The organism is Holdemanella biformis DSM 3989 (genome assembly GCF_000156655.1).
Taxonomy (GTDB): Bacteria; Bacillota_I; Bacilli_A; order Erysipelotrichales; family Erysipelotrichaceae; genus Holdemanella; species Holdemanella biformis.
Genome location: NZ_DS996844.1, coordinates 1 through 11,870, shown reverse-complemented (window position 1 = coordinate 11,870; position 11,870 = coordinate 1). Strand labels below are relative to the sequence as shown.

12 protein-coding genes and 1 riboswitch are annotated in these 11,870 nt (G+C 33.4%); of the genes, 10 read left to right on the top strand and 2 right to left on the bottom strand.

The features are described 5' to 3' along the window. Positions 1 to 8: 8 nt before the first annotated feature. Positions 9 to 1,940, top strand: a complete 1,932-nt coding sequence (gene baiCD, locus EUBIFOR_RS08115) for a bile acid Fe-S flavoenzyme BaiCD (protein ID WP_003865535.1) — start codon at positions 9 to 11, stop codon at positions 1,938 to 1,940. 4 nt (positions 1,941 to 1,944) lie between these two features. Here baiCD and EUBIFOR_RS08110 read toward each other — a convergent pair whose 3' ends face one another. Beyond that, positions 1,945 to 2,682: a nitroreductase family protein gene (locus tag EUBIFOR_RS08110; RefSeq protein WP_040466384.1), complete on the bottom strand. Its 738-nt coding sequence runs from the start codon at positions 2,680 to 2,682 to the stop codon at positions 1,945 to 1,947. A gap of 55 nt (positions 2,683 to 2,737) precedes the next feature. On the opposite strand from EUBIFOR_RS08110, the gene EUBIFOR_RS08105 reads away from it, so the two are divergent. The 7 genes from EUBIFOR_RS08105 to EUBIFOR_RS08075 all read left to right on the top strand — a co-directional run bounded on the left by EUBIFOR_RS08105 (position 2,738) and on the right by EUBIFOR_RS08075 (position 9,261). After that, positions 2,738 to 4,408 (top strand): DUF975 family protein, encoded by a 1,671-nt coding sequence (locus tag EUBIFOR_RS08105; RefSeq protein WP_003865533.1) that lies wholly within the window; start codon positions 2,738 to 2,740, stop codon positions 4,406 to 4,408. After that, the gene (locus EUBIFOR_RS08100) at positions 4,405 to 5,115 is read left to right on the top strand and encodes a TraX family protein (RefSeq protein ID WP_003865532.1); all 711 of its coding nucleotides are present in this window, start codon (positions 4,405 to 4,407) and stop codon (positions 5,113 to 5,115) included. The genes EUBIFOR_RS08105 and EUBIFOR_RS08100 overlap by 4 nt, the downstream gene beginning before the upstream one ends. Positions 5,116 to 5,128: 13 nt before the next feature. Next, positions 5,129 to 5,710, top strand: coding sequence for an RQC-minor-1 family DNA-binding protein (locus EUBIFOR_RS08095; RefSeq protein ID WP_003865531.1), 582 nt, complete (start codon positions 5,129 to 5,131; stop codon positions 5,708 to 5,710). A gap of 254 nt (positions 5,711 to 5,964) precedes the next feature. Next, a riboswitch (TPP riboswitch) is annotated at positions 5,965 to 6,051 on the top strand. A 43-nt stretch (positions 6,052 to 6,094) separates the two neighbouring features. Continuing rightward, positions 6,095 to 6,856, top strand: a complete 762-nt coding sequence (locus EUBIFOR_RS08090; protein ID WP_003865529.1) for an ABC transporter permease — start codon at positions 6,095 to 6,097, stop codon at positions 6,854 to 6,856. Further along, positions 6,853 to 7,851: an ABC transporter substrate-binding protein gene (locus tag EUBIFOR_RS08085; protein ID WP_003865528.1), complete on the top strand. Its 999-nt coding sequence runs from the start codon at positions 6,853 to 6,855 to the stop codon at positions 7,849 to 7,851. Before EUBIFOR_RS08090 ends, EUBIFOR_RS08085 begins: the two co-directional genes overlap by 4 nt. Then, positions 7,851 to 8,585 (top strand): ABC transporter ATP-binding protein, encoded by a 735-nt coding sequence (locus tag EUBIFOR_RS08080; protein WP_003865527.1) that lies wholly within the window; start codon positions 7,851 to 7,853, stop codon positions 8,583 to 8,585. The genes EUBIFOR_RS08085 and EUBIFOR_RS08080 overlap by 1 nt, the downstream gene beginning before the upstream one ends. After that, a complete protein-coding gene (locus EUBIFOR_RS08075) occupies positions 8,578 to 9,261 on the top strand; it encodes a TatD family hydrolase (RefSeq protein WP_003865526.1) in 684 nt (227 codons plus the stop codon). The genes EUBIFOR_RS08080 and EUBIFOR_RS08075 overlap by 8 nt, the downstream gene beginning before the upstream one ends. A gap of 14 nt (positions 9,262 to 9,275) precedes the next feature. Here EUBIFOR_RS08075 and EUBIFOR_RS08070 read toward each other — a convergent pair whose 3' ends face one another. Next, on the bottom strand, positions 9,276 to 10,406 hold the full coding sequence (locus EUBIFOR_RS08070) for a CobW family GTP-binding protein (RefSeq protein WP_003865525.1): 1,131 nt from the start codon (positions 10,404 to 10,406) through the stop codon (positions 9,276 to 9,278). A 58-nt stretch (positions 10,407 to 10,464) separates the two neighbouring features. On the opposite strand from EUBIFOR_RS08070, the gene EUBIFOR_RS08065 reads away from it, so the two are divergent. Both EUBIFOR_RS08065 and EUBIFOR_RS08060 read left to right on the top strand, forming a co-directional pair. Then, positions 10,465 to 11,481 (top strand): nucleoid-associated protein, encoded by a 1,017-nt coding sequence (locus EUBIFOR_RS08065; protein ID WP_003865524.1) that lies wholly within the window; start codon positions 10,465 to 10,467, stop codon positions 11,479 to 11,481. Between the two features lie 79 nt (positions 11,482 to 11,560). Next, a complete protein-coding gene (locus EUBIFOR_RS08060) occupies positions 11,561 to 11,860 on the top strand; it encodes a hypothetical protein (RefSeq protein WP_003865523.1) in 300 nt (99 codons plus the stop codon). The last annotated feature ends 10 nt before the right edge of the window (positions 11,861 to 11,870 follow it).

Here is an 11,870-nt window from a genome sequence, read left to right as displayed (position 1 = left end):
AGAATCATATGTTTGACAAGTTGTTTGAACCTATACAGATTCGTGGTATGGAATTAAGAAATCGTGTTGTCATGTCTGCGATGGGAACGCATGAAAGTGCGGAAAGTGAAGATGGAAAAAGTGTTACAGATAAGCTGATTGCGTATCATGTAGCTCGCGTTAAAGGTGGAAATGGATTAAATACAATTGAAGTTACAAGTGTAGATGCCCCGAGTGCACCTTTTGGATTCTTGTCGATTGCCGAAGACAAATACATTGCAGGATTTAAAAAATTAAATGATGCCGTGCATGAAGCCGGAGGAAAAACTTGCATTCAATTATGGCAAGGAGGATTAGCAGTAGCTTCAGATCAAACAGCTCAGATTTTAGTACCCAATGACTTACCATTAAGTCCACAATATACCGTGCCAGCTATCACAAATGAAAGATTACTCGATATAATAGATAAGTTTGGACAAGCTGCAAAGCGTGCAGTAGAAGCTGGATTTGATTGTTTAGAATTCCATTGTGCACATAACTATTTACCACACTCTATGCTTTCAGGTGGAATTAACCATCGAAGTGATGAGTGGGGTGGATCTTTTGAAAATCGTAAAAAATTCCCGTTGGAATGTATTAAATCGATTCGTGCCAATATGCCAATAGATATGCCACTATTCATGCGTGTGGATTGTCATGATGATATGTTAGATGGTGGACTAACAATAGAAGAAGTGATTGAATTCTGCAAAGATGCCAAAGAATGCGGTGTTGATGTATTAAATATTAGTCGTGGAAATATCTTAACGGCAGCAACACTATATGAAGTGGCACCAGTTGATATTGAAAATGGATTTAACGTAGAAGATGCTGCGCGCATTCGTAAAGAAACAGGTATGTTGACAATGCCATGTGGACGTATCAATACGCCTGAATTTGCCGAAAAAATCTTAGAAGATGACAAGGCCGATTTAGTTGTCATGGCACGTGCTCAACTTGCCGATGCCAACTTCTGTAATAAGGCTAGAGCTGGTAAAGTCAATCAAATTCGCTATTGCATCGGATGTAACCAAGGTTGTTATGACTCATTCTGTGCATCCTTATATAATCCAGCTATTAAACACATTACTTGTATGCGAAATCCTGGCTTATTAGAAGAGGATACATTAGGTTTAAAACCTGGATCTGCTTCTAAAAAAGTTGTCATCTTAGGTGGTGGAATTGCAGGTATGGAAGCAGCTCTAGATTTAAAAGAAACAGGTAATACACCAATTTTATTTGAAAAGAGTGAAAGTCTTGGTGGACAATTTTTATTGGCCGGAGCGATTTCAGCTAAAAAAGACTTTAAGAATGCGGTAGATAAAATGATTTTGGATGTTCAAGAATCTGGAATTGAGGTGCACTTAAATACTGTTGTTACTAAGGAAATGCTAGAAGAAATTAAGCCAGATGCACTCATTGTTGCGATTGGATCTAGTCCATTTGTACTTCCAATTGAAGGTAGTGAAAAAGCCATTGTTGCACATGATGTATTGAGTGAAAAAGTAGAAGTACTAGGCGAAAATGTAGTCATTATTGGTGGTGGTCTTGTTGGTTTTGAAACAGCAGAATTCTTGGCTGCAAGACAAAAGAAAGTCACTGTTTTAGAAATGAAAGAAAAAGCTTTACAGGATCTAGGACCATTGCGTCAAATTACGGCTCAATTTGCGATGGCACAAATGCCAATCACAATAGAAACAAGTGCAACTGTTGAAAAAATTGATGATCATGCAGTTGTTGCCAGTGGCAAAGAATATCCATATGATAGTGTCATTATGGCTGTAGGATCAAAGGCAAATGATACAAGTATGTATACAGATTTAGGTATTCCTACATACATTGTTGGTGATTGTAAAAAAGCGGGTATTGCCTTAGATGCATTTAAAGATGCGTATCATGCCGTATTAGAAATTAATAAGTGAAGTCTTAATCGACTTCACTTTTAAATTGGTCAATATATTTTTGTACAGAATTTGTCATTTCTTTTGAAAAATCCGAATTGTATTTTCGATTACAGAAAGCTGTTGCCCATTCATTTAATGTTTTATTTCCATCTTTATGTTCAAACATATTTTTTAATTCTTGTTTGTCTTTTCTATGATATTGATTGACACAAACAATATCTTCTAATTTACAACGCTCGGGTTTTTGTCTTTTAAAATGATCCTCTGCAGGATATCCAAGTACTAACATGCATACAGGCACTACATATTCACTTAGATTTAATAATTCTTTATGTAGATCATGCTGTTCTAAAATATCCCCTATGTAACAAGATCCAATCCCTAAACTTTCGGCAGCTACAACCGCATTTTGTGCGGCAATGGTCGCATCTGTTGTGGCTAGTAATAAATCGCCTACGCCTGGTTTTCTTGGGTTGCAGTTTTCATATTTAAATAAATCATACCATTTTTGAAAGTCGGCACAGAAAATTAAAATCATTTTAGCTTGATTGATGAAGGGTTGATTGTCACACGTTTTAGATAGTGTTTCTTGCACTTTTTGATCTTGTACATCAATGATAGTATACATTTGTTGATTTCCTGCACTCGGTGCCTGCATGCAAGCTTCTAATATCAACTTTCTTTCTTCTTGGGATATTTCTTTATCTTTAAAAATGCGACACGACTTGCGGTCAAATAAGCTTTGAATAATTGGATTCATCATAAATCCCCTTTCTTTTGAAAATATTTTACACTAGATATGGTATTATTTATGTATGAAACTCAAAGAAATTAAGAAAAATGCACATAAAAATGTAAAAACACATTATGCGACCTATTTAGTGTTATGTCTTGCGGCAGTACTTATGGGAAGTGAATTTAGTTCGACGTTATCCCTTTTAAAACAAGATAATGCCAAGAGTGTTTCAGGTCTATTAATGCACTCTTCTTTTGTGAAGTCGATGACATCTTTACTTCCTGAAGGCGTCTTTGGTACGACCAACGGTGTATTTGCACATGTGGTAAATGGAATTACTTCAGGATCCTTTGTGAAGACACTATTTTTAGGTTTATCTACCATTGTTCATTCAAAAGATATTGCGAGTATTTGTTTTGTCGTAATAGGTTTATGTATATCTGTGTTCTATAGAGTATATATTGTGAATGTATTGCCGGTTATTAATCGCAGACTCTTTTTGGAAGGAAGAGTTTACGCAAAACTTCCACTTGATCGATTGGTTTATTTAATGCGAATTCGAAAGCAGATGCATGTTGCGCTTGTGAAACTTGTTAAATCTATTATTTTGACAATTATGAACTTTACTGTTGTAGGAGGCGTCTACTTTTACTATGTATATTTCTTAGTGGATTATATCTTAGCCGAAAATCCGACGATATCTTTAAAAGATGCACTTTCTTTATCTCGAAATATGATGAAGGGACATAAGTTTGAATGCTTTAAATGGCAATTTTCAATGGCTGGATGGTACATTTTGGATGTTTGTACATTTGGGATTAGTGCTATATTTTATTCGAATATGTATCGTATGTCAGTAATGTGTGAATTTTATACATTAAGAAGAAAAGAATTTCAAAGTGCTATTTTAAATGATACGTATTTATTTGAAAAACCAAGTAGTGCTTTGATGCGTAATACCTATTCGGATGTAATTGCGGCATTGAATGCGAAAAATCCAATGGAGAATGCGTATACGGGTATTAAAAAGTTCTTGTGTGATAATTTTGGAATTATTTTTCATTTGAGTTCTAAAGAAAAACAATATGAAAGATATACCTATAATAAAATGGAAGCTGAAACTATGATTACCGAAGTGTATTTATTATGTTATCCAGTGCGTTTATCTCCAATTGAAGAGGCGTATAAGAAGTCAAATCTTCGTGTTTTACATCCAAATCGAAATTATACAGTAACATCTATTTTAGTCTGTTTCTTCTTTATGTGTTTTGTTGGATGGATCTGGGAAGTGAGTCTATCTATGATTAGCTATGGACGTTTTGTGAATCGCGGAGTTTTACATGGTCCATGGATTCCTATTTATGGTTTTGGTTGTATTTTGATTTTACTTTTATTAAAACGATTCAGAATACGTCCCAAAGTTGAATTTAGTATGGCCGTACTTCTTTGTGGATGTATTGAATACTTTACTGGACTCGTTTTAGAATTGACACATAATGGTCAAAAATGGTGGGATTATACGGGTTACTTCTTGAATCTTCATGGAAGAATTTGTGCGGAAGGTTTATTGGTGTTTGGCGTTGGTGGTATGGCTTTTGTCTATGTGATTGCACCACTAATTGATAACTGGGTTAAAGAACATTTAAATAAAAGATTATCTACTGCCTGTTTAGTTTTACTTCTTTTATTTGGTGCAGATGTTGTTTATTCACACTTTGAACCCAATGTAGGAGAAGGTGTTACAGGATGACAAAAAAGTTAAATGGAAATCAAATCAAGATGATTGCGATTATTGCGATGTTTATGGATCATTTCGCAACTACATTTTATCCGAATTATGAAAAGTATTGGTGGCTTTTATTGATTCATTTAATTGGACGAGTGGCAGCACCTATCATGTGGTTTATGGTGGTGGAAGGCTATACACATACGCATAGTTTAAAGAAATATTTAGAAAGATTATTGATTTTTTCAATCATTGCTCACTTTGCGTATAACTTCTGTTTTGGCATTTCTTTGATTCCTTTAAAAGATTCTTTATTAAATCAGACAAGTATTATATGGCCATTATTCTTGTCGGTGATTGGTTTGTGGGTAGAAGATCAAGAATGGAAAGATGTAAAGAAAATAGGTTGTATTCTGATTCTTTGTTTATTGGCATTTCCAAGTGACTGGTCATGTTTTCCAGTTCTTTGTACAAACCATATTTACAAAAATCAAGGTAATTTAAAAAAACAAGTATTAGGTATGGCTTTGTATATTTCTATGTATGTTTTTGTTTATTGTCTATGCATAGATGTAGTTTATGGTTTATTACAGTTTGGGATTGTTTTAGTATATCCAATTATGTCTTTATATGATGGAACAAGAGGAAAGAGTACTTTTATGAAATGGTTCTTCTATTGGTTCTATGTGGGACATTTAGTTTTGTGTGGATTGATTCGTGTAATGATGTAGAGGTAAAGAACAGATGAGTAAAAAAGTACGTAGAGTGCCAGTTGTTCTTGATGCAGGTGAAATTAAAGATTTGCCACAAGAAGATATACGGATGATTTTAAGAGGGGCAGATGAATTGATTTCAACTGGCGGAAGAAGTATGTTGGCTAAAATATTAAAGGGTTCAAAGGATAAAAAGATATTTGAACATAAACTAAATGAATGTCCTGCTTATGGATACTATCAGGATATGAAGTTGGATGATATCGCAAAATGCATTGATTGGATGATTAAGAAAGATTATCTTAGAATTGAATATGATTATCGTCTTCCTTTATTGGTATTTTCAGAAAAAGGATGGCAAATCGAAAAAGAAACATTTGCCCAAGAACTTTATCAGAGAATCTGTTTAGATGTAGAAGAAAAAAAGGCTCGTGTCATTTTTGAAATGAAAGAAGTGAATAGACAAGTTGTCATGCGTGTGCTTGATAAAATAGAGAAAGATGGAACAAAAAAATTTCTGCCTTACTTAGAAGCATGGAAAATGTTGGAAGTGAAAAAAGTTGCGGCAAGAATTATAGAGGTTGAAAATAAGATAGCCGGAAAGGATATGTAGAGGTTAAAATGAAAATATTTTTAAGCGATTGGAGTTTGATAATCTTTTGCACATTCCTCAATCGTATTTAAATAAGCATAAGGCATATTATATGTGAGAAATACAGGCGGATTTTGATTATTTCCATGCTTTGTATGCATCAAAAATGGATTCGATTTCAATGGATGGTAAAAGTTTAGATGAAATTGTAGATGATATATGCAAGAAATATAAATTAGTCTAAGATTGTGGTATAATCTTTAGGCAAGTAAAAACATACATGACAGGGGTGCAATTGCTGAGAAAAACCCTTATTACCTGATCTGGTTAATTCTAGCGTAGGGAGTCATATCGATTGATAGTGGCACTCTAGGGTGCCTTTTTTATTTTGGAAAGGAGGCAATCATGAAGAAAAATCGTAGAATTGTCATGCCGTTGCTTGTGTTTATTCTAGTGATTGGTGGATGGGAATTATATGTTCGTGCATTTGATATTTCACTTTATATTTTGCCTAGTCCATCAAAAATTATCAGTGCACTTATTGAGAATATGGATATTTTGATGCAACATTCGCTTGTTACATTGGAAGAATCTGTTTTAGGTCTATTGATTAGTACTTTCTTTGCGATTGTGATTTCCATTGGCATGGATTTATCCAAAACATTTAAGACAAGTATTTATCCATATTTGATTGTGACACAAACCGTTCCTATTATGGTTTTAGGACCTTTGTTTTCAATTTGGTTTGGGTTTGATTTGTTGCCCAAAGTGTTGATTGTTATATTTATGTGCTTTTTTCCGATTGCGATATCCTTTACGGATGCGTTGTCGCAAGTGAGTGAAAAAGAAATCAATTTATTAAAAAGTTTCGGTGCCAATCTATTTCAAATCTATAAAATTGTTAAGATTCCTTCTGGTGCCATTGGCTTATTTTCAGGATTAAAAGTAGCGGCTACTTATTGTGTTGGCGGAGCTATCGTAGGTGAATGGCTTTCAAGTAGAGCAGGACTTGGCTATTATATGCTTCGTGTAAAAAATGGGTATATGTTAGATAAAGTTTTTGCGTGTGTATTGATGATTATATTTTGGAGCATCCTATTGAATTTAGGGGTGTCTTTATTGGAAAAGATATTGTTTCCACATTTACGAAAAGGAGAAAGAAAATGAAAATTTTAAAAGCAATGTGTGCAGCTGCTGTAGCGTTAAGCTTAGTTGGTTGTGCTCAAACATCAAATTCAGATGACAAATTGACTAAGGTTACACTGATGTTGGATTATACACCAAACACAAACCACACTGGTTTTTATGTGGCAAAAAACAAGGGGTATTATAAAGAAGCTGGTTTAGATGTAGATATTATTGAACCAGGTGATAATGCGACAACTTCTATGGTTGCAGCCGGAAAAGCTGATTTTGGTGTTTCTTATCAGGAAGATGTTACATATGCCTTGACAAGTGAAGATCCACTTCCAATTAAAACGATTGCGACAATTATTCAACATAATACTTCTGGATTTGTTTCTTTGAAGAGCGCAAACATCAATTCTGTAAAGGATTTCGAAGGAAAGACATATGCAGGATGGGGAGCACCAAGTGAAGAAGCCGTTATTAAAGCGGTTATGAATGAAGCGGGTGCTGATTTTAGTAAATTAAACATTGTAGGATCAGACGGATCTGGTATTGCAGGACTTAGTGATGAAGTAGGAAAGAATAAAGTGAACCTAGGATGGGAATTCTATGGTTGGGCTATTATTAAAGCGTTACAAGATGGATATGATTTAAACTATATGCCTCTAGCTGATTTAGATAGCCGTTTGGATTACTATACTCCAGTAATTATCACAAACAATAAAATGATTAAAAAGAATTCGGATACAATTCAAAAATTTATGGAAGCTACTAAAAAAGGATATGAATATGCGATTGATCATCCAAGTAAAGCAGCTGAAATTTTACATGATGATGCTCTGACAGATACAGATTTGAAATTCCTTAAGGAAAGCCAAAAATACTTAAGTAGCCAATATGCAAAAGATGCAGATTCATGGGGTGTTATGAAAGATTCTGTATGGGATAATTATACAGATTTTATGTATGAAACAGGATTGATTGATCACAAGATCGATGCGAAAGACCAATATACAAATGAGTTTGTAAAATAATGAAGCTACAGGTTGAAAAACTAAATCTTGAATTTTCTGGAAAAGAAATATTGCACGATATTTCTTTTTCTATTCAAGAAGGAGAATTTGTTTCCATTCTAGGTCCGAGTGGTTGTGGAAAATCTACTATTTTAAATATATTAGCCGGATTAATTGAAGATTATTCAGGACAGCTTTTTGTGGATGATGAACGTATTAAAGGTGTCAGCTCTCATTTTGCGTATATGCCACAAAATGATTTGTTGCTGGAATGGAGAACCATTTTAGATAATGTATGTTTATATGGTGAAATCAATCATGATAAATCTATGAAACAAAGAGCTTTAAAAGAATTTGAAACATTTGGCCTTTCTGGATATGAAAATGCATATCCTTCTAGTCTTTCAGGAGGAATGCGCCAAAGGGCAGCCTTCTTAAGGACTTCTTTATGTAAAGCGGATATTCTTTTATTAGATGAACCATTTGGAGCTTTGGATGTCATCACGCGTAATGATATGCAAGATTGGTTGTTACAATTAAGAAAGAATTATAATCGTACGACTTTATTAGTTACACATGATATTGATGAAGCTTTATATCTATCGGATCGTATTTTGATTTTATCGAATAAGCCAAGTCGTATTTTGCAGGAAATTGATTTATCGAAAGAAAAGAAATCAAGAGATTGGTTATTTTCTCAGAGTGTTTTGAAAAAACAGGTCTATGAATTATTAAAAGGTGAAAATCATGCATGATGCACATTATCATTATTCAAAAGAAATAAATGCGCTACAGAATGAATATGATATTTCTGGGATTTGTAACGTCGCAAATGAAAAAGAATTTGAACTTGTCCAACAAAAGCAGTTGTTCTATTCTTGTGGTGTACATCCTTGGAATGCAAGTTTAGATACTTTTGAATCTATGCTTCCTTTGTTAAAAAAGGCACCCATTATAGGGGAAATTGGCATGGATAGTGTATGGTGTGATGTAGATTTAAAAATTCAAAAAGAAGTATTTGAAAAACAACTTCAGCTTGCACAAGCATTAAATAAACCCGTTATTCTTCATACAAAGGGTCAGGAAAAAACGATACTTGAATTGATTCGTAAATATCCAAATACATATGTTGTACATTGGTATGGATGTATGGATTATGTCAAAGAGTATGATGAGGTGGTATCTTATTTCACGATTGGTCCTTCAATCGGAAAAGAAGAGGAAGTAACGCATTTAGTAAAACAAATATCTATGGATAAATTACTTATGGAATCCGATGGTATTGAAGCTGTGAAATGGGCTATTGATAGTGACGATTATATGGCTGCTTTGAAAAATGAAATTACGATGGTGGCTTCGTTAAAGAATCAATCGTATTCTGAGGTTGAAAGTATTTTGGATCATAACTTTTCAAAATTAATAAAAAAATAGGAGAATTTCTTCTCCTATGCAAGACAGTCATTGAACTGTCTTTTTATTTGTTCTTCATCCATATTCTTTCCAATAAAGACCAATTGATTGATTCGATCTCCATATTCTTTATCCCAGTTTTTGGCTAGTTGAGGATTGGCCTTTAATAAATCTATTTGATCTTGTTTTGGTGCTGATGCGATCCATAATGAATCTTCTGTAAGGGAATTTAATTTACCGGCTTGTTCAAATAAGTAGGCAGAGTCTGGCTGATTATCAAACCATACATAACCTTTAGTACGAATGACGTTTGGATAGTTGTTTAATAGATTTGTGAATTTTTTTAAATCCAATGGCTTTCTTGTTTGCCATACAAAAGTAGAAATACCATATTCTAAGGCTTCACCAACATGTTCATGATCATGGTGGTGTTCGTGTTCTTCAATTTCATGAAGCCAGCCAATGTTATTTTGAGCTTTTTCATAATCAAAGTTATGTGTGTTTAAAAGCTCTTCTAAATTAACTTGGCCAAAGCTAGACTCAATAATTCCAGCATCTTTGCATAATTTATGAATGACTGCCTTGATTTCATTTTTCTCATCTTCATTAACGGTTTCTGCTTTGTTTAAAATTACAGTATTACAGAATTCAAGTTGTTGCATCAATAAAGAGTCTAAAGAATCTTCATCTTCTACTGGTTCTAATAAGTGTTTACCACAATTGAATTCATTCGATAATCTTGCCGCATCGGCAACACAAATAATGTTATCTAAGTGAAATAATTCAGGTAATCCTCTAGAATATAGTGTTTCATTGGCAGCTGTGATGGTTTGTGCGATAGGAATAGGTTCACAAATACCACTGGCTTCAATAATAATATAATCAAATTTGTTGGATGAAGCTAGTGCAGAAAGTTGCTGTAAAAGATCTAGTTTTAGTGTGCAACAAATACATCCGTTAGTAAGACCTACAACGTCTGTGTCTTCTTTTTGAATTTGTGCATTCTTATCAATGAGCTTTTGATCAACGTTGATTTCACCAATATCATTAACGATAATCGCAACTTTATATCCTTCTTGATTTTTTAGAATGTGATTTAATAAAGTAGTTTTACCAGCTCCTAAATAGCCGGTTAGTAATAAAATAGGTATCGATTTTCTTTTCATTTTCAAAACCTCCTTTACTTATTGTATAATATTTGCGATAAAAAGGAGTAAATTTTTTATGACAATTTTATATACATCCTTCCATATATTGGATTTAGATAATGATATGGTACAAAGAAAAGAGATGCCAGAAGAATTTCAAGTCTTTGTGAAAGAATATATTGAATACGCAAATTCAAATGAGAAAAATAAAATGTATACCATTCATGATGAACAAACGCAAGTGGTTTCTTGTATTCGTCAAATGGCTTTAAATCAAGATAAATGCGAAGTGCTTACAGATAGTATTGCGGATAAGCTTTTGACAAGTGAGCGTCTAGCACAGGCAAAAATCTATCATATGGGTTCGAGTGTGAAAAAGGGAAGTTTGATTCAGGTTTTAATACAAAATAGTAGTGATGAACTTTTATATGTGGTTGCCAAAGTAGAACATTCCAAGTGGTATGATGGAAGTGATTTATCAAAGAAGTATGGCTTTTCAGGGGATAAGAAATCATTATGGAAATACGCTGTTTTTTCGATGTATGAAATCAATTCACATATCGTATTCAAGGATATTAAAGTATATTCGGATACAATGGCTAAATATTGGACGGTTTCTTTTTTAGAATTGGATGAAGCTAGGGATGATGCCAAAAATACGTATTCAGCATTTAAGGCTGTGGATAATGAATTGAAAAGTGCGGTAGAGCCAGTTTCTAAAAAAGACTATGTGAAGTTATCAAGTGAATTACAGAATGTGATGAATACGCCGCAGCAATTAAATTACAATCAATGTATTGATCAATTGATTGATTCGTATTCTTTTAGTGAAGAAGAAATCGAGAAAGATGTTATTAAAGATTGCTTATTAGCACTTCCTGAACGTAAAAATTTTGATACGGAATTTAAGGTGGTTCCTGAAAGCTTAAATAATAAGCGTACAAAGAAATTTCAACTATCACAAGGTATTGAATTAACAATTCGTTCAGATGCATTAGAATATCCAGATAAGATTGTATCGACTGTCGTGGATGGAAAGCGTGTCATTCAAATTGTATGTGAAGATGATGATACATATGATGCGTTTGCTTAAAATAAACTGAAAGAATTTAAGTTTGTATAATTCTAAAAATAGTGGTTTAATTATATCATTATTTAAAGGGGGATTTTAGATGAAAAAAACAAAATCATTAACGATTCTATTAAATGTATTTGCCGTTCTATCATTAGCTTATACATGTTATGCGGCAATCCAAGCCTATAATACGTTTATTTCATATTACAGTACAAATATTGATGTATTGAATTTAGTTATGTATATGATCACAACATGTTATCAATCACTATGCTTTAGTGTGCTTTTCTATGCTTTAGGTGTGTTTAGTGAGAACTTTAAAAAGCCAGAAGAACCGGTAGTTGTTGAAGAAAAAACAGAAACAACTGAAGAAAATAAGAAGGAAGAAGAGAAATAGTTTTTATACC

Bases quoted from the DNA above. Each gene is read 5' to 3' on its own strand.
- baiCD (WP_003865535.1), top strand. From the start codon at position 9: ATGTTTGACAAGTTGTTTGAACCTATACAGATTCGTGGTATGGAATTA.
- EUBIFOR_RS08110 (WP_040466384.1), bottom strand. From the start codon at position 2,682: ATGAATCCAATTATTCAAAGCTTATTTGACCGCAAGTCGTGTCGCATT.
- EUBIFOR_RS08105 (WP_003865533.1), top strand. From the start codon at position 2,738: ATGAAACTCAAAGAAATTAAGAAAAATGCACATAAAAATGTAAAAACA.
- EUBIFOR_RS08100 (WP_003865532.1), top strand. From the start codon at position 4,405: ATGACAAAAAAGTTAAATGGAAATCAAATCAAGATGATTGCGATTATT.
- EUBIFOR_RS08095 (WP_003865531.1), top strand. From the start codon at position 5,129: ATGAGTAAAAAAGTACGTAGAGTGCCAGTTGTTCTTGATGCAGGTGAA.
- EUBIFOR_RS08090 (WP_003865529.1), top strand. From the start codon at position 6,095: ATGAAGAAAAATCGTAGAATTGTCATGCCGTTGCTTGTGTTTATTCTA.
- EUBIFOR_RS08085 (WP_003865528.1), top strand. From the start codon at position 6,853: ATGAAAATTTTAAAAGCAATGTGTGCAGCTGCTGTAGCGTTAAGCTTA.
- EUBIFOR_RS08080 (WP_003865527.1), top strand. From the start codon at position 7,851: ATGAAGCTACAGGTTGAAAAACTAAATCTTGAATTTTCTGGAAAAGAA.
- EUBIFOR_RS08075 (WP_003865526.1), top strand. From the start codon at position 8,578: ATGCATGATGCACATTATCATTATTCAAAAGAAATAAATGCGCTACAG.
- EUBIFOR_RS08070 (WP_003865525.1), bottom strand. From the start codon at position 10,406: ATGAAAAGAAAATCGATACCTATTTTATTACTAACCGGCTATTTAGGA.
- EUBIFOR_RS08065 (WP_003865524.1), top strand. From the start codon at position 10,465: ATGACAATTTTATATACATCCTTCCATATATTGGATTTAGATAATGAT.
- EUBIFOR_RS08060 (WP_003865523.1), top strand. From the start codon at position 11,561: ATGAAAAAAACAAAATCATTAACGATTCTATTAAATGTATTTGCCGTT.